Genomic DNA, 25497 nt, shown 5'->3' on the forward strand with positions numbered 1-25497 from the left:
CGCACTACACTATATATACACCATAGCATACCTTACCCACTTCCTTTTGCTTCAGCTTGATGGACGCCAGCAGCAATCCCAGCCAATTGCTCAAGGTTCAGAGAAAACAGGGAAAAAAGTGTTGACAGGATAGATGTGGTATGCTATTATTCTTTTGCACGAAGCGGTTCACTCCTTTTGAGTACAGCGATTCAATAAAATTGATAGTTGCATGATAGATGGATGGACTAGCCTGGTAAAGCAGGTACTGGAGAGGTCGCATAGTGGCCTAGTGCGGCGGTTTGCTAAACCGCTGAAGGGGCAACCCTTCCGAGAGTTCGAATCTCTCCCTCTCCGCCCGGTTCTAGGGGAGTAGCTCAATGGTAGAGTCCACGTCTCCAAAACGTGTTGTTGCAGGTTCGAGTCCTGTCTCCCCTGTCATTAAAGTCTCTGAGTAACATCAGAGACTTTTTTTGTTACCCCGTACCGGCACGCTTGTCGCTGCGCCCTCTTCGCGTATGAGCAGGCATCACTCCCCGCATAACCATCAGACAGGTGCGAGGTTTCGGACGCGAACAGATCACAGCGACAAGCGCCAATACGTTTCGGTGAAGCGCTTTTGTGACCATAAAAAACATGGTGGAGAAAAGCAGCGAATCATCCGTGGAGTGGGCGCCACACGCGAGGCCGGCATGCGGCGTGATCGTGGAGCGAGGGGCTCAAAGAGCATCGCATGCCTGTGGCGCCTACACCGAGACGGATCCTGTTTCGTGATCCTCTTCGAGAAGGTACGGGGAGGATCCACACGATCCCTGTAGGCGCCACAGCACTGCGAAGTCGTTCTTGCACGCTGGCCTGCGCAAACGCAGCAGTGCGGCCTCCGCGTGTGGCGCCCTCTCCACGTACACCGTGCTTGCTGGTCACGTCGAACCATCTCTCAACGTCTCGCTAACCGAAACGTATTAGCGGCAAGCGCTGCCGGTACGGGGATATAGGGGGATATGGGGATATGGGGGGAGGACCAGGGTAGCCTGGAAAAATATCGGCCATCTCAAACCGTTGGTACCAGGCCACCTGCTAGTATTATAACATGTGTTGTACATCTTTTGTTACCTCTTTCCTGCATCCTCAATTTGCCAATTTCCCCTGACATACCAATTTTCTAGGACCCCAAATAATCTTTACGCAATTTTAATAGTCAATTTGGGCCCAAAACAAGCCATAATCCACCATAAACTTCAATCCCTGAATTCGCTCAATGCGCTCCACATGCGACACTGGCGTATGGTCGTCAACTTTAGCAACTGGCATAGTACTTTTTTAGTACTGGTTGAGGGCAAACATGATGATTTGCAAAAAATCTTATACCTTAGATCTTGTTGATGGTGTTGTTTCGGTATAAGACAAACGAGAGCGCGACGCTCGACAGGTAGAAGAAATACTTGTACCTGTCTTCTACCGAAAAAATTAGCTGAGGCTAGCGTGGGATCGTCAACATCGGAAAGTCGGGTAGGAAGATTGGACATATAGACATTCCGACTACCTGCTCAAATGTGTAGCGTCGCACACTTGTTAGTGACCCAGCCTCTGGATGAGCGCGCCTTCTAGAGGTTGGAGCAGCTGCCACGGTGCGGCAACCGATTTACCGTAGTTTTTCATTGATATGTTTGACAACATGTAGTAAGCCCGGATAATGCAGGCAAGACGGTAAAGAGCAACCGTTCAGAAGCGGCTCTGCAATCTCGGGCACAGGAAAGGGATCATCATGCGTAAGCAATATCTTCGTTGGATCTTACCAATTCTCGCCCTCCTAATTATGGCCACCGTCCTCGTACTAGGACCCGCCATCTTCAGCCACGCAGCCGGCGTCACAACAGGCACCCCAACGCCCGCCAGCACCGCACCCGCTAGCCCAATAAAACCCAGCTGGTCAATTTTTAACTAATTAAGATAATAAGCAGGTATTCGAGAATTGTTACTTCTCGAATACCTGCTTATTATTGTTATTTGATAGACTCTAACCAACGTCTTGCCTCTTCAGCTTTACGATGCCCCATAGCTTCTAATGCCTTCACATTTTCTTCCCCACGTATTTTTGCCTCATCAAGATCTCCTTGAATAGCTGCAACATATGCCAGATTATAATTTGCTAATGCAAATAAATCTGGATATTCAGGACCAATAACTTGTAAAATCTCTTGAAAGTTTTTTTTGGCTTCGTCAATTTGTTGGCAATCTATATACAATTTTCCACATTCATACAAAGTCATCGCCGTAAAATATGGACGACCAACTTGTTTTGCTAACTTTACACTGTCTTCAAGATAAACTTTAGCTACTTCATAATTACTTTTTTTTCTTGCAATCTCTCCTAAATTAACAAGAAGAACAATAGTTGATTCTAAGTGATTAAATTGACGCGCTAAACTCAATCCTTCTTGAAAATAGGTTTCTGCTTGATTATAATTGCCTTGTTCTCCAACTAAATCACCTAAATTTATAAGCAAAACACAAACCTGCTCACGATCACCTATTCGTCTCGCAAGAGCCAAGCCCTCTTTATAGTATTTTTCCGCCTTTGTAATATTTCCTTGATCACCTTCTATTTTGCCTAAATTGCTTAATAACACACAGATTTGTTCTCTGCTATTTAATTGCCTTGCCAGCGCAAGCCCTTCCTGGAAATAGACTGAAGCTTGATTGTAATCACCATGGCTACCAACTACCGATCCAAGAATACGTAAAAGACCAACAATAATTTCTTTATCATCAATCTGGCGTGCTAATGCTAATCCTTCTTCCAGGCAGGATTTGGCTTGCTCATGCTGGCCCATACGCCATTTGACGGATCCAAGGCCGGTGAGGAGTTCGCAGATGCGTTCTTTTTCTTCTTCGCGGCGGGCGAGGTTGAGGCCTTGTTGGAAGTATTGTTCGGCTTGCGGGAAGTTGCCTTGTTTCTGGCTGATCTGGCCGATATAGAGGAGAGCTCCGGTGATGCCGTAGTTGTTGTTTTGTTGTTGCGCGACTTCATAGACGCGCTCTAGCGCTTGCAGTGCCTGGGGATAGGAACCGCGCATGATCAAAAAAGGCGCAAAGCCGCAGACGAGGCGGATCTGTTCTTCGGGTTTGTCGAAGGCCAGGGTACTTTCAAGGGCAGCTTCGATAGTGCTGCTCTCTTCTTCAAGCTGTTCATAGTCTTTGCGGTGCGCTTCAACGTAGGTGGTGAAGTAGTCGATGAGCCGCTCCTGGGCCTGGTCGAGCTGGTCGTCGGAGATTTGTAGCAGGGCATAGTCGGAGATGACCTGGTGCAGTTGATAGCGTTCGCCGCTGCTTTCAAGCATACCTGCGTCCGAGAGGGCATCGAGTTCGTCGGTGTCGCAGTCGGCAACGGCCATGGCGGCCTCTTCTGAGAAGGTGTTGGGTTTAGGCGGAAAGACACAGAGCGCATAGAGGGTGGCACGGGCCTTTTCTTCTAAGAGCTGGTCGGTGACGGCGATGATGGATTGCATAGATAGCGATTGTTCGCCGGACAGGCTGGGATGGCTCTCCGCTGGAATGTGCGGCTCTTTGAGTTTCAGGCGGTTCTCGGCTTTGCTGAGGCGGTCCATGGCCGTGGTGATACGCCGCGCTGGACCACTGTAGGCCTGTTTGCGCAGGTAGTTGCCGATCAGGGTCAGGGCCAGCGGGAGGCCACCAACGGCGTGGACGAGGTCATGGACTTTCTGTTGCTCACGGTAGATAACCTGCGGGGCCAGCAGGTTCAGCAGGCGAATACTTTCGCTCTCGCCCAGTTCTTTGATTGTGATGGCGTTACTCAGCGTCATATGCACAGCGATATTCGGGAAGCGTGTGGTGACCAGGTGGGCGCAGTTACTGCCGCCAACCCGAAAGGCCAGTGCCTCCTCCAGCTTCCAGGCGTCATCGATGACAATCAACATGGTGCGGTTACCAATCGCATTACGGATCGCTTTGGCCCTGGCTTCATCGCTGCCTAAATTGGTCATCTGCGAAAATGAGATCCCCAGCAGGTTGCCCCATCGGCTGAAGATACTGGATAGATTAGGCAAAGGTCCCAGGCTGGCCCAGAGAATGCCATCCTTAAAGTACTCCCGGATCTCGCTATCATGGGCCAGCGCAACCGATAGCGCGGTCTTGCCCACACCTGGCAGGCCATTCAAGGCTGTCAGGGCGCTATTACCACTACCCTTGAGGCTTTGCTTGATCAAAACCAGATCTTTTTCGCGGCCGACAAGCTGGACCGCTGGCTGGAGAGGAATGGCAGGATCATAGATGGTCTGTGGCACCACCAGGGCAGGTGCGCTGGCCACCGTACTGGCGGCGCCCGCAGAACGGCTGGCACGTTCGGACTTGACCGGCTGCAAGTCTAACTCGGCTTCGCTCTTATTGAAAAGCGCACTCAGTTTGCGCCGAAAGTAAGGATTAGGCCTGGTTACCCCACGTTCCCAACGACTAACATTCACATAGGTAGTGCCAATTTCATCGGCAACCTCTTGTTGCGACAGGTTATAGCTGGCACGCGCTTCAGTTAAGCGCATGCGCGGCTGATGGGGCGTCTCTGAAGTCGGCATCCGTTCACCATTCTTCCTAAACCGTAAAAAATGATAAATATGATAAATGGTTCTGATAAATCTGTCATTAAAAGTATACCTCATATTGATACATAATTAGCATAGAAAAAGTTTGTAGTGAGTAAATGCAAGCAAAGATACGGACGGCACATGAGACACGAGAAGTTAAACGACATCATCACCCTGGTGATTGAATCAACCGACGAACGTACCGCTGTGATGAACTGGCTCTACTACCATCTGGACCAGCAGTATCAACAGCCGATCGTCGTTGTGTTGCCGCAAGATGCCGTTTTTCGGCGTCCGGGAGATTTGCGTGAGTTGCAGCAGGTTACCGCACAGCACGATGCACGCCTGGTTCTGGTTATAGAGGGCAACGAACGACTGCGCTTATGGGCTCGCCGACATGGCTTTACCGTCTTTTCGACGGTTGAGACCTGTCATCGGGCATTAAACCAACGAGGGAATCCGCCATCCTGGCCGTCTCTCTCGGATGGCATCCGAGTACAGTCTGAAGTTCGCCCGGTGATTGAGCAGTCACCCGTTACCAGTTTTACTGGTCAATGGAACAGCTATGAAGGAACCGACGCTGGTACGCAGGGGGAAACGTATCATACCGCATTGGCTACGGTAGCGACTGCTACCTCACGCAGAGCATCCGGTCAATTCACACCAGCGAGCAGGACCGCCGGCCAGGTACAGGTGGCCGAGCGTCCTTTCACTCCTCGTGTCACAGAGCCGTTGTTACTCAATCTCCCCACCTATGGATCAGTGAAAGGTGGGGAGAGAGTCCGTGAGGTGCGCGCTCGAGCGACCGTGGCATTGGTAGAAAAAGAGTACGACACACCATTTTTGCCAGATGTCGAGTTCTCTTTAGATATACCAGTGCCCGCAGAAGAGACGGGAAAAGTGGCCGCGATCAGCACTGCTGTCGCGCCGTCTCCACTCCGCGCGCACTTCCTGCAGTTGCAACAGGATAAGCTCTTGCTGACCCTGGTGGCACTGGTCATCCTGGGTATTCTGGGTGGAATCGGCTTCAGTTATCTACTACAAGTCGTGCAAAGCACCCCGAGTCACCAGTTGCCGGTCTCACTCATTCAAGCAATCTGGGGGATATAGTTAAGCGCTATGGCAACATATGTACATCGTATTCATCTAAATCGTCCCATTAACACCCGGTTAATCATCGCTGTGCGCTTTGTCGTCACGGCTGCGGACGCTCGCATCTCATCAGGACCGGATACTATGCAGTATACTCAGAAGAGTACTACACGTAGTAATGCGTTATCGCGCATCACGGCACCAGGAGAGCAGAGCTATCGCACCACTAGCCGAGAGGCGGCCACGGTTGGTGTACGCGGGACAGTGGCGATGCGGTTGAGAGTGGCAGGTCATCAAGCAATACCTGCTATGAAGGAGTATCACCATGCAGAAAGTCTACCTGCGTAAACCCAAAGCTACAGCAGACTACACGAGCCAACAACAAAATAAAATATTGCACTTTTCGCTACAGGATTCATTGCCCGCCGGCCATATCATGGTTCTGAACACACACTTTGGAACCCTGTCATATCTGGCCTGTGATGAGATGAACATACCACGCCTCTTAAAGCAGGAGCAGTTCACCAATACCGAGATGAGTGTCTTAATGCCACTCCTCGAACTGTTTCCCTACTATTGTCCTTATGAGGTCCTGTACGCTCACTTTTATGCCGGCGGCAAAGCCAGCGAAGCAGATATAGTCAAAGCCCGTGAACATTTGGAAGATGCGATGGCTGAAGGCATCTGGGATCAAGAGATGCGGCCTGTCCGCTGCGCCCTCTCGCGCACCCGCCTCAAGATGCGCTCATTCAATGTCGACATCTCATCCATCCTGGCCACTGGCTACATCCTGCTGGTCACCGGCGAACCCGACGAAGAAGAAGAATACGAGGAATCACGCAAAGCCGTTGCCGGAAGACGCTAACGCATACACCACTCTATGTCCTCCCTGTGCTTTCTGGTTGTACGAACAGGACCGAGCCATATCCCACGATGGCCCGGTCCTGTTTCTGTCTATTAAAGTACCGGCAGCGCTGGTACTTTGGTATCCTCGCCCATACTATGGTTTCTTATGAATGGCGGATCCATAAGGGTTGGATGCTTTCGACGGGTGGATCGTCGTCGAAGAGGCTGGGTTGCTGGTCGGTGCGGAAGAGTTGCTCGAAGGCTTCTTTGCTGAAGGCTTTACTGAGACGGGTCGCGTAGGAGCTGCGCAGGACCTGCACGTAGTGTTCGACATCATAATCACGGCGATCGGCGATGTCTTTGTGCGTCACTACCACGGTCTTTTTCTGGGCTGCGGGCTTGCCATCGGCCTGCTCACGCCAATCGGTCACCACGGTGGCTTCTTCGTTCTCATCGGGCAGCCAGACATAACCTCTTTTCGTACGATAGAAGCGCACACGCTCACCTATGTGCCAGTTAGTTCGGCCTGCTTTGAGCAAGGCCTCATAGGCTGGCTCCTGATGACCGTGACGGGCCGCCTGATAGGTTTCTGGAGCCTTGGAAAGCCGGACGCGGGTAGCCAGGTCCGAGGCCGGTAGCCGACGATTACGCAGGTCTGAGACGGTCTCCAGATACAGGTTGCGCACGCTGATGATGTCGCCCACCATCGCGCATTGCAGGGCTTTACGTAAGAAGCGTTCCCCGAAGGGCTCGGACCGGCTGGAGCGTAGCGCCACGCCATGGACGAGCAGGCGATTATCATAGGTCAACAAGGCATAGTTTTTGACTTCATGACTGAGCATGGCCCGGTAGCGTCCCTCATACTCCAAGCGGATACCATCGGGGAGCGCGGAACCTATCTCATTGACCAGCGCCAATTCTTGCGCCTGCGTCCAACCTGCAGGGACAGCAAAATAGACGCCGTCGGTATCGGCTTCGATCAAGGCCATCCCGCGCTGGCGCAAGGCATCCAGGATCATATCCAGGATGCCACGACCACGGCGCGTGACTTCTCCGGCGGCCTTGCCATCGGCAAAGAGGGCCATCGAGCCGGCTCCCATGTAGCCGTAAGCGGCATTGATCAGGATTTTCATAGCGGCCTGGGTGGCGCCATGATGATTGGCCTCGATTGAACCCCGCCGCGCGATCCGCGCCTGTTCTTTATGCTCCAGCCGCAGGTCGGTCAGACGGGCCAGAATATTGAGGAAGATGCCCAGCCGATCACAGGATGGTCCGATTTGAAAGGTGCGCATGATTGATGGATACAGCGAGGCCACATCAGCTTTCACCACCTGCTCGGCAATGCCTGCCGCGAAGAGATGGACGGCCCCACCTTCGTGCATACCATCCTCGGCGCTACTCTGGGCCGCCTGATACGGCAGGGCAGCGCCACGCTTGAGATAGCTGCGCACCAGGATCGGCTCCAGAATCCCCATAGCTGGACCCGCCGAGGCCAGCCGCTCATAGCGCCTGGGTGCCATCCCGGACAAAGCAAAAGGGGCTCCCAGCAGGCGACGCGAGAGTCCATCTACCTCCCGTACATCATCCATAGCATAGTGCCGCACACGCTCAGGATTGTTCTGGTAGGTCTCAAAAATATCCGCGCCTTCGATATAGACGCGTTTGGATGAGGCCAGGCCGAAATATTTGGCCACTTCTTTCAAGCCATAACTGGGTATATCGCGCACCACAAAATCGTGCCGCCGCACCGCATCCAGCGTATCAATCAATTCGCGACCCGCCACACTATAACGGTTACGCTTACGCGCGTCCGGACCAACAGCCAGCGTCTCCTGATAGCTATCCAATATCATCGATCCGCCCTCGCGCCCGATCTCCAGCGGGACCCGATGCACGACTGCGCGATGCTCCAGAAAAGGCAGGTCAAAACCAAACAGGTTATGGTTTTCGATCACATCAGGATCCCGCTCACGAATGAGCGCGCACAACTCATAGATCAGGTACGCCTCTTCTTCGGGCGTGGCGGCCTCCAGGATACGCTCAAAGCCACGATTATCATGGATTGCTACCAGAAAGATACGTCCACGGTGTGGATCGAGGGCCGTGGTTTCCAGGTCAAATTGCAGGCGGTGCAGATCATTATAGGTCAGCCCACGAAAATAGACCTTGCCACTCCCCATCAAATATTGTTCCACCGGCCCGACCCGATAATACGCATCACCCAGTTCACCGATCGTGTTATAGGGACGCCGCAAACGGTGGCCCGCTCCTTCGAGGATGGCTCGTTCCAGCGTACGCGAGTCACGCGCAAACAGCAGATAGCGATAAGACGGCTCGGCCCCCTCCAACTCACGATAGCGCAGGGTGACCTTATGGCCAACGTGCTCATTATAGGGCTGCAAAGCAGGACCAAGATACGCGACATCCTGCAACGACGTTGCAAGCACCCAGGGCCGGTACCGTTCAGTTGAACGCACAATCGTATCCCCGACGCGCCGCCACACCAGCGCCCGCCCATCTCGATGCGCCCAGACAGAGACAATCCCTGGCGTAGTATTCCAGCCAAAGAGGTACTCATCCTCGGTCTCTATGGGTATAGGATCAGTTGGTGCTTGCATAGATAAATACGCACTCCCGCTTGCATGTAATTGAGGGTCAATACAGCATAAAAAAACGTTTGTTCTAATCATAACATGAGATAATCATCCGAGGCAAGCTTCAACACGTACTTCATTCTATTCGCGAGGCAATACACCCTTGCTTATACTTCTCCTGCATGTCGATGCTGTAACAGTTCTGCCAGGTAGCCAGCCACCTTGTTTTGTCCACTATCGCTGGGATGAATACCATCGGTAAAATCGGACGAACCAGGTGTAAGCCAGCCAGTCGTATCAACATAGAAGACATTATGATCGCCGGACGCATTGAGCATATAAACAGCCGCCCGCGTCGGCAATTCCATATACCCTGAGAAGGTCCGCATCACATAAATAGCTGTATTGGGGTAGCGCTGACGCAGATTCTGGATAAAACCCAGATATGACAATTCAAACGCGGGCGCAGATTGTCCGTGATTATAATCATTGGTTCCCAGATTAATCACCACCGCGTCCGGTGTATAACGCTTACTATCCCATAATGGAGAATCGGGATACTGAATGGTCTGCATCTTAAAAAACTGGGTATCCATACCGGTACAGGAAGGGGCCGTGGAGCTCAGACAGATACCCGAGGTAGCGATCTGCACATGCTCTACCCCTAATTTTTCACCCGTCAACCAGGCATAGCTGGAGAGCGCATTCAACCTATCTGAATAACCGGCAGTAATCGAATCACCCACAAACTCGATCACGTCGGACGAGGTGGTGGGCATGATGATACTGGCACCCGGATCAAGCACCAATCCCTGAAAGTGCATACTGGTCCATTCAGAGCCACTGGCCACGCGTAGCGTATGCTTGCCCGCCGCCAGCGGCCGTGGCGTCAGATTTACCAGTCCATTAACGCCATGATAAGAAATATCCGCTCCACCATCGATGCTGATAAAGAGTTCAGCCTTCTCAGCCAATCGCAGCCTGATATGCTGACCACTAAACGCCGTCTTAAAATAGGCCCCCCCCCAGTAGCTGACAAACTCCTTCAGATTAGAGGTATCCCAGCGCCCATAATATTTAATATCAGCACTGATGGGGGGAATCTTTTTTGGCAATATGCCTGGCACTGGCTGATGCTGCCTCTGCCACGCATACAATGTATAAATGATCGCCACAATCAGCACCACAATCACCAGCACAATCACACTATAACGCCTCATTGACCTCAGCCACATAAAACCACCCCTCTCTATTTCTCACTTCCATTGTACCCACCAAACCTGCATATCTTATTGCAAATGCTGGCGAAACTCGTCTAAGGCGATGACCTGTCTGGTCAGGCGGGCCTCTTCTGCGGCAAAGGCCATCAAATGACTCTGGACCGAGGTGGCGGCCGAGGTACGACCGACCTGCTGACCATCCTGCTGCACCAGGCGCACAAAGTCACGCATCAAACCAAAATCACCACCACCGTGTCCAGCTGTGCCCTCGACACTCGGAAAGGTGATCACCTTGCGCGCTTTACTGGCAAAGTCGATAACTTCAATTTCACCTTTCTCCATCGCCCCTCGGATCTCCCCCTTAGTACCCATCAACTTGATAGTACGTTCGCAGTTCTCGGTAAAGGCGCACATCGTAAAGACTGCGGTGACCTGATTGGCGAACTCAAGATTCACCACCTGATGATCCACCACATTATTATCACAATGATAGACACAGCGCCCATAAGGTCCCTCTTGCAAGGCTTGCAAGCGCGCGGCATAGCTGTGATCCTCGCTGATAGTGCTGGCTGGCCAGCTGGTGTTTTCAGTCAAATAGTGTCTGGGTGCATAATACAGACAGCTATCAGCGACAGGACATCCATCCAGACAGCGCTCCGGGGCTCCCTCGGGAGCGTTCTCGGCGGTAAAGTGGGTCAGGGTACCAAATGAGGAGATATGTTGACAGTCGGCCCCAGCCAGCCAGAGCAGGATGTCCATATCATGACAGGACTTGGCCAGGATCATGGGACTGGATTGCTGGGAGTTGCGCCAGTTGCCACGGACGTAGCTGTGGGCATAGTGCCAGTAGGCCACGTTTTCGTTGTGCTGAATAGAGATCAGGCGACCAATCTCTCCTTGATCCAGCAGTTGTTTGATGGTGGTAAAAAAGTTGGTGAAACGCAATACATGACAGATTGAGAAGATGCGCTCATGCTTCTCAGCACAGGCTCCCAGTTCCAGGCATTCACGGGGATCAGGTGACATCGGTTTCTCTAGTAAGACATGATAGCCCGCTTCCAAAGCTGCCATGGCCGGTTCATAATGCATTGAATCTTGCGTACAGACCAGTAGCGCATCAGCCTGCCTGGGCTGCGCCAGCAGTTCGCGCCAATCAGCATAACAATTCTCATCAGCCAGACCATGGGCCAGTTGGAAACTTGTGCGCCGCTCAGACTTTGCATCAGCAACCGCCACAAATTCAACCTCATGAGGAAATTTCAACGCATATTGCGCATAACAATTCATTCCTCGCTGTCCGGCTCCGATTAAAGCCATCGTCACTTTTTTCATGGCATTTGCTCCCTTCTCAAACGTCGAACACATCTATCAAGCTCTATTATACCAGCCGTACCGGCAGCGCTCGTCGCTGCGACCTCTCCGTTCGTGCTGTGTAACGTTGTCTGGGATCATTCAAGACCAACATGGGGAGCAGGCACCCGTACGGTTTCGGACGGGTGATGGTCTTCGCTGCCAGGAACATGATCAGACGCGACAAAGCCACAGCGCTGATCGCTGCAGCTACAAGGGTAACTCAACAAAGAAGGTACTGCCATGACCAGGCTCAGACTCACACCAGATACGTCCTCCATGTCGTTCGACGATATCTTTGGTGATCGCTAAACCCAGGCCCAGGCCGCGCTTCGAGGAAGATTGCGCATCAGGGGTACGGTAAAATGTCTCAAAAATCTGCTGCTGCTGATCCTTCGCGATGCCCCGGCCATGGTCCTGCACCGAGATCAATACATGCGTGGCCTCTGCCTGCAGTTTAACGTCAACGGTACTTCGCTCCGGCGAATATTTCAGGGCATTGCTGATCAGGTTGGTCATAACCTGGGTCAAGCGATCCGCATCCGCATTAATACACACGGGTTCAGCTGGTACTTCAAAAGTGATGTGGCGCTCAGAAAGTAATTTGTGATCATCAATCACATCCTGGCAGAGAGATGTCAAATTACAGACGCGCTTGTTCAGGACCACTTTGCCAGCACGCATACTACTGACGTCCAGCAGTTCCTCGATCAAGATAGTCAGGCGACCAGTCTGATCATTGATCCGCTCTAATGTGGTCGCGATCCCATCCATATCGACGGTTTTTTTCTGGTGCGAGATGCGCCGCAACATCAGCTGCGCCTGCCCACGAATCGTGGTGACGGGTGTCTTGAGCTCATGCGAGGCAATCGACAAAAAGCGGTCCTTCATTTGATTGGCATCTTCAAGTTGCTTATTGGTTTCCTCTAACTCCCGGGCATATAATTGCAGTTCCAGTTCGGTGGCCAGCGCCTGGAAACGGGCGCGCTCACGCTGGGCGGTAATCAGAGCAATAATCAGTCCAGAACCAATAAAGGGTACTATTTGCAAGCTATCACGCCAGTTGGTGAGATCATAACCAATCGTGGGATAGACAAAGAAATAGTAGAGGGCCGCTGAATTGAGCAGGATCGACCAGATGGCGGGTCCAGCACCCCAGAAGAGGGCCACAAATAAAATAGAGATGACACAAAAGGTGCTGGGGAAAAAGAATTGCCCGAACATTTTCGCAACATAGATCGTACAGATCAACACTGCTGCAGTGACCGGTATAGTGACCAGATAGCCAATAAATGGAGAACGCCATTTAGGGACATTAGCTATATAGTCTTTGCGTAACTGTGTCCGTTGGGCCAGCGTCATCCGCCGATAGCGCCGGCCTCGCTTATCAGTATATGTATCGCCATGAGCTAGTCTCATGCTTAAATCCACTTCCTCTCGCAACCAGATCAACAAGAGCGGGCATGTTCCTCCACTGATTCCGCGCTACCACGAAAGTCCAGTGGCTGCTAAGACCTGCCTGACTCCTCTCTCTTCCACAGCTGCTTATACAGTATGGGTCTGTAATCGTCTTTGCTCGATAGTCATAAATGACTCTTGCAATTGACCATCATGCATACCAATCATAGCTATTTCCGGATGCCTCCGGGAAAAATGGTGTAAATCAATCAGGGTCTGCCTGGCCGTTGCATCGTCGCTGGTAACCATTGACCAGAGAATAGGATGCATGGTGGCCGGCTCGGCATAGTTATTTGAGAGCCAGGCCGCATCGCCAACCAGAAAGACGCGTGAGCCATGGGCCCGATTAATAAACATGCCTACCTGCCCGGGCGTATGCCCTGGCAAGGGGACCAGCACAATTGATCCATCGCCAAACATATCATAACTACAGCGGAAACCCTCATAGGCGGGTCCGGTAAAGTCTAATAAGTTGACAGGATTATTCGATAATAAACGCCTTACCAGACCCTGATTCTTTTCTAACAGGCCCTGGCTGGCAAAATCATATTCAACCCGGTTGACGTGCAAAGGGACTCCTGGCAGGTCGGGGATACCGGCCACGTGATCCCAATGGAGATGTGATAAAAGTGCGAAATCCAGATCAGAGGGTTGCAGCTGCAGTCGCTCCAGATGCGCGCACAACGGTTTTTCCAGCTTGAAACGTCCCACGGTATTGCTAAATATGAAAGACTGATCCAACATAAATAAAGGAATATCGGCGCAGAGGCCAGTATCATACAGAAACGTTGCTTGCGGATGCCGGATCAGTACGGCACCATAAGCAATCGTGCGCGGAGTCAACGAAAGCGAGCCACGTACCGCAATACACTCTGGAATAACAGTGCTTCCACAGCGTAAAAAAGTGATATCAATCTCTGGCAAGTTCTGCAGAGGCATGGTTGCTTCCACAGGACGCTCATAGAGCAACTCGGTCCCAAATGGCCGGGGCAGAAAACTTTTGACGGTCGTCCCCAGGGCCACTGAACCAAGCGCAATTCCTCCTAGCGTTAACCAGTTACGTAGCTTCATAAATGTTCCTTCTACATGTACTAGCTTTCGGCAATCGCCTGCTCTCCCTCTGAGAGCGGTAAGGTGAACCAGAATAGCGATCCTTCTCCTGGCACACTTACGACGCCAACCTGACCTCCATGCCTTTCGATAAGTGTCTGGTTGATGTACAAACCAAGTCCCAGTCCCACACCAGATCCACTTACGGGTTTGCTGCTCGGCGACTGATAAAAACATTCCCAGATATGCGGCTGCTCCTCTGCCACGATGCCTGATCCTTTATCCTGGACAGTTACACGCACCTGACGGCTGCCTGCTATCTCTTGATCCAGTTGGACAACCACTGCAACCGGCTGATCAGCCTCTGAATATTTTAGTGCATTTGACAGATAATTATTCACGACTTGCTTGATGCGATCTGGATCGACCATAATCAGCATCGGATCCTGGCTGGCAAAGTGCACAGTTATATTACGTTCAGGTACAGCTTTGTGTTGCTCTTTAATTGCCGTTTCAACAATTTGTAAGAGTTCACATGGTTCCTGACGCATATGCATCTGCAAACGACCTGCCTGAATACGCGAGACATCTAACATGTCTCCAACCAGGCGATTCAGCACACCGACCTGCCGATCGACACGCTCTAACATGTCGAATGAGGCCCGCACCTTGCTATCCGTTCCCTCTAACAAGAGCTCGGGTCGCTGCAGGATACTTTTCAAGCGCCGCATGGATAACTGGGTATTCGCTTTGATGGTTGTCAGAGGTGTACGTAGCTCATGACTGGCTAAACCCAGAAAATCCTCCATGCGCGTCCTGGCGTCTTGCAGTGCCAGCACGCGGGACTGAGCCTCGGATCTCTCGGTCAGGAGCCGTGGCCGCTCAAGAACCAACGCGGCTAATCTGGCAATAGTACTGGCAAGCATACGTTCATTGGACGTGTAGGTGTGCTGCCCCATACCATGGTCTATCGCTAATACTGCCAGCAAACAGCCTCCAAATAAGATCGGTACCACCAGCAAGTTTTCTACTGGATACAGCCGCTGCCAGGTTGTGAACTCAGGCTGGCGTGCATCAATCACCAGCGTTTCATTCTCCATGAAAGCGGACAGCATCGCTGGTGGCAATAGCGTAGCTAAATTCACAGACTCGCTGGACAGCCAGCGCGCACACGCCTGTTCCTGCTCCTCAGACCATCCCAGGGCTGCCAGCATACTTAACGTATGCTTCTCCCCTTCCACCATATATATTCCCACATGCGCACAGTCTAGCACACTACACGTTAACTCTGTCAACTCACGACCAACGATCCTGATATCTTCACTCGTCGCAGATAACTGCAGCAAACCAGCGGTCTTTTCCAATAAACGCGTACGGACCTGTTGCGTGTACAATTCTATTTTATCATCCTCTGGACCAGTTTGTCTGGCGGCCACGACTTCAGTACCCAAAATATCGAGCGCGGCAGGTGGATTGGAGGTAGCAGTTTTTTCTGTGCTGTCCTGTATGACCTCAACAAAACCCAGGATTACATAGTCGTGACTCGCACTGGAACCGGATGAGGAGAACATGACTTTTGTCGCCACTGAAGCATCATCACGCCGTAGATAACGTATGTTGACCGTGGCAGTTGAGACGCTGGCAGTGGCGATTTGATGAAAAATAGTCAGACCGGCTTCCCGATCATCCGGATGGATAAGATCTTCAAAACGGCGCTGCAATAGTTCCTCTTGTGTGTAGCCGAGCAACGCACAAAACTTCTGGTTCGCATGCAGGCAATTTCCTCTGGTATTGAGAGAAATAATACCAAGCGCCGCATGCTCAAAGAGTGATTGATAAGAGGGCATGCTTTTACCTTTCCAGACTGGTAGCGCTTGATCCTCACTACACAAATTCATTTTTTCATTTATTTGTTGTGTTTTTATATGTCCAGCATATTTATCTGTCGTGTTTTTCATCATTATTGTCACACCACCATCTCCTCGTTTCTTCCCCCTATCGCCCCGCTATTTCCATCACAAAAATCTACGCAGCTCGAGAAAAATATAAGGAGATCAGTATCTCTACTGTTTATGTACGCTACACGATAAAACAATACGTCCTACTAATAGCTATTAGTAGAACTGCGTGTCCGGCCAATCGACCGACCCCAAAAAAAGTTGGCATGAGCTCAGGTTGTGAGTCAAGCTCTAGTATTTACACGATCAGCCTTCTTAAACAGATGCGTGCACTCCTCCCTACATTACATATTTCTTTCTATGCCAACCTCATCTATTTGTGCTATTTAGATCGCTATATATATACATAAAAATGGAAGCCATGTAACGTTCTCACGTTGCATGGCTTCCTGTGAGTCACTCCAGGAAGATCTGCACATTACAGGTTTTGTATCTGCATGCGCTCCTGTGCTTCAACCACCACTTTACCATCGTTCATCGTCAACAGAGCGGCCTGACCACTGGCAAGTTCGTTTGCCAGCAAAGCATCGGCCAGGGCATCGTCAACATAGGTCTGGATCGCACGGCGCAATGGGCGTGCTCCATATTCCTCGTCAAACCCTTCCTGTAACAGGAAGTCACGCACCTCATTACTGATGCCCAGCTCAATATGCTGTTCCGCCAGACGATCGCGCACCTGGTTCAACAACATATCCACGATCTGATACAGCTCGTCTCGACCCAGGGAATGGAAGACCACCACCTGATCAATACGGTTGATAAACTCGGGGCGGAAGATTTTCTTGAGTCCATCCATCGCCTTTGAGCGCATGGCCTCGTGCTGCTCATCGAGCGCATCATCACCCTTTTTATGCACGAAACCCATGTTGACCGCTCGGCGCAGGTCCGCGCTACCAGCGTTACTGGTCATAATCACGACCGTGTTCTTAAAGTCTACGGTTCGGCCCTGGCCATCGGTCAGACGACCATCATCCATGATCTGCAACAGAGAGTTAAAGACTTCTGGATGGGCCTTCTCAACCTCGTCCAGCAGGATCACGCTATATGGGCGGCGGCGTACCTGCTCGGTAAGCTGTCCACCATCATCATGGCCAACATATCCCGGAGGGCTACCGAATAGACGCGAGACCGTGTGGGGCTCCATATATTCGGACATATCCAGGCGAATCAAGTTGTCCTCACCACCGAAGAGATCGGCGGCCAACGATTTAGCCAGCTCGGTTTTACCCACACCGGTTGGACCCAGGAACAGGAAGGAGCCAATCGGGCGTTTGGGATCTTTGAGTCCGGCACGGGAGCGTCGAATGGCACGGGCGACGGCACCAATGGCCTCGTTCTGACCAATTACACGCTTACGCAGATCACTTTCCAGATCACGTAGATTCTGGCGCTCACTCTCCAACATCTGACTCACCGGCACACTGGTCCACATCTCAACGACGTGCGCAATATGTTCCGGCGTCACAATCAGCGAAATGGTATTCGTCTTATCGGAACGCGCCTTCTCCAGATTACCCAGTACGACGAGTTCTTTCTGGCGCATCATCGCGGCATGCTCATAATCTTCAGCATTGGCGGCCGCTTCTTTTTGGGACTGGATCTCTGACAATTCTTTCTCAAGGTCTGAGATGGTTGTAGGACTGATGATGCCTTTTTCTGTAGCTTCCAGACGCAGGGCAGAGCCAGCTTCATCCATCAGGTCGATAGCTTTATCCGGCAAGAAACGATCATTGATGTAGCGATCTGACAGTTTCACTGCCGCATCAACCGCTTCATCAGTAATCGTCACGCCATGATGGGCTTCGTAGTTGGAGCGTACAATGCGCAACATTGTGATGGCTTCTTCAAGCGTGGGCTCATTCACCTGGATGGGCTGGAAACGGCGCTCCAGGGCGGCATCCTTCTCAACGTGTTTGCGGTATTCGTTCAGGGTCGTGGCACCAATACAACGCAGTTCACCACGCGCCAGCGCTGGCTTGATCATATCGGCCGCACCAACGGCACCTTCCGCTGCGCCTGCGCCAACCACGGTATGCAACTCATCAATAAAGACGATAACTTCAGTTGCCTGACGCAACTCTTCCAGGATAGATTTAATACGCTGCTCAAACTGGCCTCTGAACATTGCTCCAGCGACCATGCCACCAATATTTAAGGAAACAATCCGCTTGCCACGCAGGGTTGCCGGCACATCACCTGACTGGATCTTCCGTGCCAGACCCTCGACAATAGCGGTCTTACCCACACCTGGCTCACCAATCAATACAGGATTATTCTTCTGACGGCGACCCAGCACCGTAATTAAGCGCCGTAATTCGCGCGCTCGACCCGCTGCAGGATCCAGTTTGCCTTCGGCAGCCTCTTCCGTCAGGTCTCGACCATATTGATCCAGGGTTGGCGTCTTACTATGCTTTTTATGTCGCTCAGCGGTCGCTGTATTAAGATTTCCAGAACCGGATTTATTATTGGAGGTATTATTGGCAGAAAAACCAATAGGAGCACTGGTAGGACCCTGGCCATCCATATCCCCAAGTTGACCAATTGCGCTCATCATCTCATCTACACATGACTGGCAAAGAAAGTGGGACTCACGACGACCATCAATCATCTGTTCTACACGTACCCGGGCAGGATTCTTCTGGCACCGTTCGCATTTCATGTCTGGTATGCTCCTCGCTCTATTTTTCTGTGGCTTTCCACATACGCATTTCTGGCAAAGTTATTCAATGACTGCTAATATTGATTATAACACATGAGTTTTCTATTGACTGGCACTCATCATTATAGATTGCTAATCCACTTATTATAACATAGATGACTGACATCCTATTCCTGTTATCCCACAAAAAAAGTACCGGCAGCGCTTGTCACTGCGACCTCTCCCCCTCCGAGCAAGCCTTGAAGCTCTGACAATATGGCTATCCCATGAACACAAAAAACATGGTATAATAATAAACGTGAAGCTACAGCAATTCTTTATCAACAACATACATCTGTTTCGGCCACAGTGTGCATGGGCTCTGCAGCAGACACGCCATGCGACAATTGAGCGCTACCTGCTAACCGCCGGGTAGCGACGCCTTCACTTACCTCAAAAATCATCTCTTCTGCATGCAAGTATATACTCATGCTTTATTTGAGAGGATAAACCACACTAAACAGACGACCGATTCGTAGATATTCTTTATATAGCATTCGTATGTCCGCCCCCTCTGTGTCGATACCATATTAGCGATAACCTTGCTCATTCTGGACACACAAACATGCTTCCGGGCGGATTGTGAGATATTGGGAGGAACTTAGCATGGATTTTATGGGTAAACTGGCCAGTTTATCTGCGCGTTATCAGGAATTGAATGAGCTGATGGCTCAGCCAGAGGTACTTTCGGACATTGCGCTCCTACAACGTTATGGCCGCGAACATGCCGAACTGGAAGATGTGGTCCATAAGTATGATCAATTAAAAGATATTAATCAGCAGCTCGACGAGGCCCAGGAGCTCTATGAGAGCGAAGAGGGCGAGATGCGCGATATGGCGTATGAAGAGGTCGAACGCCTGCGAACACATAAAGACCAGATCATGGAAGAGGTAAAGGTCGCCCTGCTGCCAAAAGATATTATGGATGACAAAAATGCCATCATTACTATCCAGGGTGGTGCCGGTGGCGATGAGGCCGCTCTCTTTGCCGGTGAGTTGTATCGGATGTACACCCGCTACGCTGATGGACATCGGTGGAAGATCGAGGTGCTCGATGTCAATGATACTGAGCAGGGCGGCATTAAAGATGTTACCTTCGTGGTCAAAGGCAAGGGCGCGTATAGCCGCATGAAGTATGAGGGTGGCACCCACCGTGTACAGCGCGTACCAGTCACCGAGGCCAATGGACGCATCCATACTTCGACCGCCAAAGTCATTGTACTGCCAGAAGCCGACGACGATATCAACATTGATATCAAAGAGTCCGATGTACGTGTCGATGTCTATCGCTCAACCGGTCACGGTGGTCAGAGCGTTAATACCACCGACTCAGCGGTCCGACTTACTCACATCCCAACCGGACTGGTGGTCACCTGTCAGGATGAGAAATCTCAGCTGAAGAATAAGACCAAGGCCATGGGCGTACTCAAAGCCCGCCTCTGGGATCTAGAGGAAGCCAAACGCCAGGAAGAGTTGAGTAAGAATCGTCGCTCTCAGGTCCAGACTGGTGATCGTAGTGAGAAAATTCGTACTTATAACTTCCCACAGGACCGCGTAACGGACCATCGCATCGGACTGACACGCCATAATCTACCCGGCGTCTTAAATGGCGATATCGATGAGTTCCTGAACAACCTGATCGCCGTCGACCAGGCCGACCGCCTGCAAAACATGTTCCAGGTATAATCCATCCAGCAACCTTACTCTGGGGGCGCTGACGCCCCCAATCTCATTTTTATGGTGTTGCAGCAGGAGCACATTGCGCTCCTGCTGCAACACCATAAAAATTGTGAGAGCGCCGTGTGGCGCGAGATTCATGCGCAGTAAGCAGAGTAGCCACACAATCATAAAAAAGGTTACAGGAACTTTAGTGCCCCGATGCTCCTGAGAGAGACGACCTCGACAAGAGCGAGAATCAGACACTTCACAAAAAAGATGAGTTGAAATTAACAAAAATTCCATAAACAATCATAACTTATCTTTTCTGCACCTACGACAATTCGTTTGACAATCCAGCAGCCAGCATGCTAGACTTTCTATATTGCTCGTAAGGGCAGATCCAGAGTGTATAAAGTAATTATCCTGTAGAATAAACAGCTCAAGCCATGATGTTAATATTCTTTCAGGATAGGCAGACACTTTTACTATAAATGTCATCTGCAGATAGGTAGCGCTTCATGAAGCTAGAACAACCACAATCTATCCGAACCGTCTTCTTCGATGCTGGCTTCACCCTGCTTCAGCCTCATCCTTCTATTCCAGAAATCTGTCAACAGGTGTGTCAACAACTTTCATTGCATATTAACCTGGAACAAATTCAAGCCCAGATTGAAAACGCAGAAGATTTTTATTTCCGTCATATTCGTTCTAACCCTCTCACCTGGGCAGACAATCAGGATATTAATACATTTTGGGTTGAATATTATACCCACCTTCTGCGACCGTTTATAGCAGAACATGATGAGAAACGTCTTTATCAACTGGCAACAACAATCAATGATGAATTTGATAAACATACAAGCTGGCAGCTCTATCCAGATGTCTACGAAACCTTAAACACGCTACGCGAGCGTGGCTATACGCTTGGTGTCATTTCGGATTGGGGCATCTCACTGGGACCCATCTTACGTAATCTGCAGTTGACACAGTATTTTGACTGTGTGCTGATCTCGGCCGCCACGCGTGAGGCCAAGCCTTCGCCAATGCTCTATGATCTGGCTCTACAGCGTGCCAATGCTATTCCTGATTACACCATTCATATCGGTGACTCTTATATAAACGACGTGATCGGAGCGCGCACAGTCGGCATTACACCGGTGCTACTCGACCGTGCCCACAGAGTAACGGAAAAAACACTTGATTGTTTACTAGTTCACTCACTCACAGAGCTACTTGATATATTGGAGGTTGAACGACTTGAAGGTGAGCACAAATAAACGGAGCTTACTACTTGTAACTGGCACAACCCTGAGTGTGGTCACAGGGGCGACCTCGCTGTTAATACGTTACGTGCGTCGGGAGATCCAACGCCGTGGCTATCCAGGTTGGGAGGAATGTCAGTGCGACTTTAAAAACCAGGAAACGATTTTTCAGGTCTGGCATAGTCGCCATGAGCAACGGGGAGAAACGATTGTTTCCCAGGAATGGGGCACCTATCTGGTGCATCCGCCAACATGGCTCCGCCAGTTGCTACACCATAGCACGCAAGCCCTGGCCGTCTTAAATCCCCTGGATCGCTATATCGAGCGCGTCACACTCAGTCCTCAGCAATCATATCAGTTCGCGGGCATCCTGCATGCCAGCACCACGAATGAGGATTTGCCCGAACCAGACTTCCAGAATGAAGCCTATGTCGTCTGGCGGCGCGAGATCCTGCATGTGCCACGTTACCTCTTTGACGCCTGCCTGCGGCGCCTCTATCCCGTCAATCTTCCCCCTTCACGGGTAAGCGATGTGGAAGCACTGCCGGTCCTATGGGATCCCGCCAATAACTTACCCCTGCCGAATGAAGGTCCGCTGCTGGATACGCCCGTAGGGACACGTATTGACTGCATCGGCTGGGCACCAGCACAAATCGCATACTGTACGGTCCGACGCTAAGCAGGACACTGCTCCCGCGTCCCCTTACCAGACAAGACAACATAGAGCGAGTTGACCATGGTTATCCACGGCCAACTCGCTCTATGTTGTCTATTGCTTATTACGATACACTCGTCTGGATATTTATTTGATGGCACGCACAACTTCGATGCCATTCAGGCTCATATGATGAAGGAACAACAGGTGTAAGACCTCGCTATCATGGGCATGAATACCCAGTTCTGCGGCTGTCGCCACGGGAGTATCATAGGTATGGACGGCGTTGGCGGGCACAATCACACGCAGCGGCAGATTGTGTGCATTCGCGTGCAACCTTAAGTGCATCGCCGTCTGATAGACACACAGATCAGTACAATCCCCAACCACTATAGCTACCTGCAGGTCTGCACGCTCCTCTAACCAGTTACCGAGCCCGGTACCATGAAAAGCACTCAACGAATTTTTCGGCACGATCTTGTAGAGATCAGCAAAGGGGAGGTTCGCCAGTTCAGGAATATTCTCAGCTTCCGAGGTACCTGCCTGGCAGTGCGGAGGAAAACTCGCGAACTCCACCGACTCAGGCGTATGGCTATCCTGGGCCAGGATAAAATCTCTGACACCTGCGGCGTAGGCTCCCTCAAAGACATCTACGACCATTGGAATAATTGCTTCAACCCGTGGACTGGCCAGGGCTCCCTTGTGACAAAAACCATTGATCATATCAATACTAAAGACGGCCGCCTGCCCGACCCGAGTTACCCCGGCAAGCTCTTGCCACGACAGATCAGGTAACTGTTGTTCCCAGTCTACAATGGCTTGCATAAAGAGATTCGCCCGGGCCATAAACTGTTCTGATGTTGCCATGCTTCTCACGCTCCAGTCATCCTGACAAAACCCCTGGCGAGCATATGGTGCTTATTGCAAGATCACAACTTATGCTCAGCTGCGGGATTAAACCGATACAGGCGCGCGGGACGGTGGGTTCCCTCCATCTTTTTAGCTCCTGTATCCTCTAAAATATTGGTTGAGACAATCTTCTTACGAAAATTACGCTTGTCCAGCCGCTTGTGCAGAATAATCTCATAGACACGTTGCAATTCGCGCAAGGTGAATTGCTCGGGTAGCAGATTAAAGGCAATGGTCGTATATTCAAGCTTATTCCGTAAGCGATTAAGCGCATAATCAACGATTTCCTGGTGATCAAAGGCCAGTTGGGGCAGTTCATAGACAGAAAACCAGCCGACTTCGGTCGCATCACTGGCGGCACGCAGTTGCAAACGTTCAGAATCCAGTAAAGCAAAATACACCACCGTAATCACACGTGTACGTGGATCACGGCCAGGATCACCAAAGGTATAGAGCTGCTCCAGATATACATCCTGGACGCCCGTCTCTTCCTGTAACTCACGTTTGGCAGCGGACTCCAGGGATTCATTCATATTGATAAACCCACCAGGGATGGCCCACATATCCTCATATGGCCATGAACGCCGCTTGATCAACAGCGTTTGCAGGTCGCGCTGGCGCAAACTCATCATCAACACATCTACGGTTACCGATGGGCGCTCGTATTGATTCACATCGTACTGTTCCGCTTCCGATGGTTGCCCATTCACAGGAACAAAAGATTCATGTGGCAACTCATGCAAACCTGGGGGACCACTGGTACCATTTCGCGTTGCGTCACTTTGCTCTTCCATGTTTTATCGCCTTCCTGGTGTAAACGGACAAATTTACTAATGAGATTCTTACCGTTTCTCTCTTCTATTTCTCACAAACTCGACATATCTATAGACTAGAGTGTATTATATTCTTACTATAGAAGAAGGCAATTTCGTCCGCTTGCCTTACCTCATCATCTCTCTACTTAGTGTACATCATACACCATTTATACCTTACCCGGCTATCCCTGTCAAGTCTCAAGTAACCCGGCTCATTTTCTTTATGTATACAGCTACCAGACATACAGGGATAAATTTACTTTCAACCCTTGATGAATATCGACGCAAATATGACGTCACAGCAGCCTGGAAGCCCTGTGATTGGAGTAGCGGTAGTTTGTTCCCAGAACATCACTGTGCTATACTGCACCATATAAAACAAAACATGTGTTCAAATATTTGGGGAGAGGCAAAACATGGCAGAGGTAGAGCTTCAGCAGATCGGTGCATACACAATTACTGGACTGCTGCACGAGAGTTCTACGAGCAACTTTTATCTAGGAAAAAATCGTAAGAAGAATGTTCTTATTCAAAGAATCAACATTCCTTTTGCCAATGCCGAGGACAAAAAGGCCTTTTTAGCTCGCACGAAACAACTCAAAAAATTAAAAGATCGGACCATTGTCCCGATCCTCGAAGCGAATTTTGATGGCGATACTGCCTATCTGGTCATTGAACAACCCACCGGTAAACCACTACAACAGATCGTTACGCCTGGTGTGTGCCTGTCATCCGATGTGGTGCGACGCTATATTTCTCCGATTGCCAGCGCTCTGCACTATGCCCATATGAATCATGTCATTCATGGCAATCTGCATCCTGGAGCGATCCTGCAAACCGAGCGCCTGGAGATGTTACTGACAGGCTTCGCTCTGACCCCACCAGGATTTACGCCTTCATTGGATAATGAAGCGGCCGCCATTCCCTATATGGCTCCCGAACATTTACAGGGCCAACCAACCACCGCCAGCGATCAATATGCGCTGGCAGTAATGACGTATGAGTGGTTATGTGGTCGTCGCCCTTATGAGGCGACCGAACGGGAACAGTTGTTAGCCCAACAGCAACAGGCCGATTTTCCTAAACCCTCAAGCCTGAATAAAAATATCTCTGCCCTGGTCGAACAGGTACTGCTGCAAGCCCTGGCGCTCGATCCCGAGCAGCGCTTTCCACATACCCAGGCCCTGGCCAATGCCTACCTGAGCGCCTTGATGGGTCTGCCGGTCAAAACGCCAGAGATCCGTAGCAGCGCGCGTCCGACAGTACCTACGACACCCACGCTGCGCCGCTCCGAGCCACTGCACCAATGCCAGCGTCAGTATCTGTTGAGCCTTCACGCCCCATAAAGACCCGC

At 50.9% G+C, this 25497-nt stretch carries 19 protein-coding genes and 2 tRNA genes; 11 read left to right on the forward strand and 10 right to left on the reverse strand.

The window, feature by feature from the left end:
* The first annotated feature begins 249 nt into the window (after positions 1-249).
* The 4 genes from KDW_RS05385 (at position 250) to KDW_RS05400 (ending at position 1924) form a co-directional block, all read left to right on the forward strand.
* Positions 250-336, forward strand: a tRNA-Ser gene (locus tag KDW_RS05385).
* 9 nt (positions 337-345) lie between these two features.
* Positions 346-417, forward strand: a tRNA-Trp gene (locus tag KDW_RS05390).
* 295 nt (positions 418-712) lie between these two features.
* Positions 713-931, forward strand: a complete 219-nt coding sequence (locus KDW_RS05395) for a hypothetical protein (RefSeq protein ID WP_151755005.1) — start codon at positions 713-715, stop codon at positions 929-931.
* An 813-nt stretch (positions 932-1744) separates the two neighbouring features.
* On the forward strand, positions 1745-1924 hold the full coding sequence (locus KDW_RS05400; RefSeq protein ID WP_151755006.1) for a hypothetical protein: 180 nt from the start codon (positions 1745-1747) through the stop codon (positions 1922-1924).
* 58 nt (positions 1925-1982) lie between these two features.
* Here the strand turns inward: KDW_RS05400 and KDW_RS05405 are convergent, their stop codons facing one another.
* Positions 1983-4568, reverse strand: a complete 2586-nt coding sequence (locus KDW_RS05405; protein WP_162004975.1) for a tetratricopeptide repeat protein — start codon at positions 4566-4568, stop codon at positions 1983-1985.
* Positions 4569-4718: 150 nt separating this feature from the next.
* Here KDW_RS05405 and KDW_RS05410 point away from each other — a divergent pair, with 150 nt between their 5' ends.
* Genes KDW_RS05410 through KDW_RS05420 form a run of 3 tightly spaced genes read left to right on the forward strand, consistent with a single transcriptional unit; the run spans position 4719 to position 6534 of the window.
* Positions 4719-5687 (forward strand): hypothetical protein, encoded by a 969-nt coding sequence (locus KDW_RS05410; protein ID WP_151755008.1) that lies wholly within the window; start codon positions 4719-4721, stop codon positions 5685-5687.
* A 9-nt stretch (positions 5688-5696) separates the two neighbouring features.
* Positions 5697-6017 carry a hypothetical protein gene (locus KDW_RS05415; protein ID WP_151755009.1) on the forward strand — a complete coding sequence of 107 codons (321 nt, stop codon included), beginning with the start codon at positions 5697-5699 and terminating at the stop codon, positions 6015-6017.
* Positions 5995-6534 (forward strand): hypothetical protein, encoded by a 540-nt coding sequence (locus KDW_RS05420; RefSeq protein WP_198925200.1) that lies wholly within the window; start codon positions 5995-5997, stop codon positions 6532-6534. Before KDW_RS05415 ends, KDW_RS05420 begins: the two co-directional genes overlap by 23 nt.
* A gap of 145 nt (positions 6535-6679) precedes the next feature.
* Here the strand turns inward: KDW_RS05420 and KDW_RS05425 are convergent, their stop codons facing one another.
* The 7 genes from KDW_RS05425 to KDW_RS05455 all read right to left on the reverse strand — a co-directional run bounded on the left by KDW_RS05425 (position 6680) and on the right by KDW_RS05455 (position 18804).
* The gene (locus KDW_RS05425) at positions 6680-9133 is read right to left on the reverse strand and encodes a DNA polymerase domain-containing protein (RefSeq protein ID WP_151755010.1); all 2454 of its coding nucleotides are present in this window, start codon (positions 9131-9133) and stop codon (positions 6680-6682) included.
* Between the two features lie 143 nt (positions 9134-9276).
* Positions 9277-10344, reverse strand: a complete 1068-nt coding sequence (locus KDW_RS05430; protein WP_151755011.1) for an SGNH/GDSL hydrolase family protein — start codon at positions 10342-10344, stop codon at positions 9277-9279.
* A gap of 54 nt (positions 10345-10398) precedes the next feature.
* Positions 10399-11661 (reverse strand): Gfo/Idh/MocA family protein, encoded by a 1263-nt coding sequence (locus KDW_RS05435; RefSeq protein ID WP_151755012.1) that lies wholly within the window; start codon positions 11659-11661, stop codon positions 10399-10401.
* A 228-nt stretch (positions 11662-11889) separates the two neighbouring features.
* Positions 11890-13098 (reverse strand): sensor histidine kinase, encoded by a 1209-nt coding sequence (locus KDW_RS05440; protein ID WP_151755013.1) that lies wholly within the window; start codon positions 13096-13098, stop codon positions 11890-11892.
* Positions 13099-13224: 126 nt separating this feature from the next.
* Positions 13225-14208 (reverse strand): MBL fold metallo-hydrolase, encoded by a 984-nt coding sequence (locus KDW_RS05445; RefSeq protein WP_151755014.1) that lies wholly within the window; start codon positions 14206-14208, stop codon positions 13225-13227.
* 20 nt (positions 14209-14228) lie between these two features.
* Positions 14229-16148 (reverse strand): PAS domain-containing sensor histidine kinase, encoded by a 1920-nt coding sequence (locus tag KDW_RS05450; RefSeq protein ID WP_233097766.1) that lies wholly within the window; start codon positions 16146-16148, stop codon positions 14229-14231.
* Positions 16149-16563: 415 nt separating this feature from the next.
* On the reverse strand, positions 16564-18804 hold the full coding sequence (locus tag KDW_RS05455; protein WP_151755016.1) for an ATP-dependent Clp protease ATP-binding subunit: 2241 nt from the start codon (positions 18802-18804) through the stop codon (positions 16564-16566).
* A gap of 645 nt (positions 18805-19449) precedes the next feature.
* Between KDW_RS05455 and prfA the strand changes: the two genes are divergently transcribed.
* From prfA to KDW_RS05470, 3 genes are all read left to right on the forward strand, one after another.
* The gene (prfA, locus tag KDW_RS05460; RefSeq protein WP_151755017.1) at positions 19450-20529 is read left to right on the forward strand and encodes a peptide chain release factor 1; all 1080 of its coding nucleotides are present in this window, start codon (positions 19450-19452) and stop codon (positions 20527-20529) included.
* Positions 20530-21020: 491 nt separating this feature from the next.
* On the forward strand, positions 21021-21779 hold the full coding sequence (locus KDW_RS05465; RefSeq protein WP_151755018.1) for an HAD family hydrolase: 759 nt from the start codon (positions 21021-21023) through the stop codon (positions 21777-21779).
* Positions 21766-22443: a hypothetical protein gene (locus KDW_RS05470; protein WP_151755019.1), complete on the forward strand. Its 678-nt coding sequence runs from the start codon at positions 21766-21768 to the stop codon at positions 22441-22443. The genes KDW_RS05465 and KDW_RS05470 overlap by 14 nt, the downstream gene beginning before the upstream one ends.
* A 123-nt stretch (positions 22444-22566) precedes the next feature.
* On the opposite strand, the gene KDW_RS05475 is transcribed toward KDW_RS05470, so the two are convergent.
* Both KDW_RS05475 and KDW_RS05480 read right to left on the reverse strand, forming a co-directional pair.
* The gene (locus KDW_RS05475; protein ID WP_198925201.1) at positions 22567-23286 is read right to left on the reverse strand and encodes a cysteine hydrolase family protein; all 720 of its coding nucleotides are present in this window, start codon (positions 23284-23286) and stop codon (positions 22567-22569) included.
* 62 nt (positions 23287-23348) lie between these two features.
* Positions 23349-24122: an NUDIX hydrolase gene (locus KDW_RS05480; protein WP_151755020.1), complete on the reverse strand. Its 774-nt coding sequence runs from the start codon at positions 24120-24122 to the stop codon at positions 23349-23351.
* A gap of 437 nt (positions 24123-24559) precedes the next feature.
* On the opposite strand from KDW_RS05480, the gene KDW_RS05485 reads away from it, so the two are divergent.
* Positions 24560-25489 carry a serine/threonine protein kinase gene (locus tag KDW_RS05485; RefSeq protein WP_151755021.1) on the forward strand — a complete coding sequence of 310 codons (930 nt, stop codon included), beginning with the start codon at positions 24560-24562 and terminating at the stop codon, positions 25487-25489.
* The last annotated feature ends 8 nt before the right edge of the window (positions 25490-25497 follow it).

It is taken from the genome of Dictyobacter vulcani, assembly GCF_008974265.1.
GTDB lineage: Bacteria > Chloroflexota > Ktedonobacteria > Ktedonobacterales > Ktedonobacteraceae > Dictyobacter > Dictyobacter vulcani.

Excerpts from the sequence above, each read along its gene's own strand:
- KDW_RS05415 (WP_151755009.1), top strand. The coding sequence starts at position 5,697 with ATGGCAACATATGTACATCGTATTCATCTAAATCGTCCCATTAACACC.
- KDW_RS05405 (WP_162004975.1), bottom strand. The coding sequence starts at position 4,568 with ATGCCGACTTCAGAGACGCCCCATCAGCCGCGCATGCGCTTAACTGAA.
- KDW_RS05410 (WP_151755008.1), top strand. The coding sequence starts at position 4,719 with ATGAGACACGAGAAGTTAAACGACATCATCACCCTGGTGATTGAATCA.
- KDW_RS05400 (WP_151755006.1), top strand. The coding sequence starts at position 1,745 with ATGCGTAAGCAATATCTTCGTTGGATCTTACCAATTCTCGCCCTCCTA.
- KDW_RS05465 (WP_151755018.1), top strand. The coding sequence starts at position 21,021 with ATGAAGCTAGAACAACCACAATCTATCCGAACCGTCTTCTTCGATGCT.
- KDW_RS05425 (WP_151755010.1), bottom strand. The coding sequence starts at position 9,133 with ATGCAAGCACCAACTGATCCTATACCCATAGAGACCGAGGATGAGTAC.
- KDW_RS05430 (WP_151755011.1), bottom strand. The coding sequence starts at position 10,344 with ATGTGGCTGAGGTCAATGAGGCGTTATAGTGTGATTGTGCTGGTGATT.
- prfA (WP_151755017.1), top strand. The coding sequence starts at position 19,450 with ATGGATTTTATGGGTAAACTGGCCAGTTTATCTGCGCGTTATCAGGAA.
- KDW_RS05440 (WP_151755013.1), bottom strand. The coding sequence starts at position 13,098 with ATGAGACTAGCTCATGGCGATACATATACTGATAAGCGAGGCCGGCGC.
- KDW_RS05395 (WP_151755005.1), top strand. The coding sequence starts at position 713 with ATGCCTGTGGCGCCTACACCGAGACGGATCCTGTTTCGTGATCCTCTT.
- KDW_RS05480 (WP_151755020.1), bottom strand. The coding sequence starts at position 24,122 with ATGGAAGAGCAAAGTGACGCAACGCGAAATGGTACCAGTGGTCCCCCA.
- KDW_RS05445 (WP_151755014.1), bottom strand. The coding sequence starts at position 14,208 with ATGAAGCTACGTAACTGGTTAACGCTAGGAGGAATTGCGCTTGGTTCA.
- KDW_RS05455 (WP_151755016.1), bottom strand. The coding sequence starts at position 18,804 with ATGAAATGCGAACGGTGCCAGAAGAATCCTGCCCGGGTACGTGTAGAA.
- KDW_RS05475 (WP_198925201.1), bottom strand. The coding sequence starts at position 23,286 with ATGGCAACATCAGAACAGTTTATGGCCCGGGCGAATCTCTTTATGCAA.
- KDW_RS05485 (WP_151755021.1), top strand. The coding sequence starts at position 24,560 with ATGGCAGAGGTAGAGCTTCAGCAGATCGGTGCATACACAATTACTGGA.
- KDW_RS05420 (WP_198925200.1), top strand. The coding sequence starts at position 5,995 with ATGCAGAAAGTCTACCTGCGTAAACCCAAAGCTACAGCAGACTACACG.
- KDW_RS05450 (WP_233097766.1), bottom strand. The coding sequence starts at position 16,148 with ATGATGAAAAACACGACAGATAAATATGCTGGACATATAAAAACACAA.
- KDW_RS05435 (WP_151755012.1), bottom strand. The coding sequence starts at position 11,661 with ATGAAAAAAGTGACGATGGCTTTAATCGGAGCCGGACAGCGAGGAATG.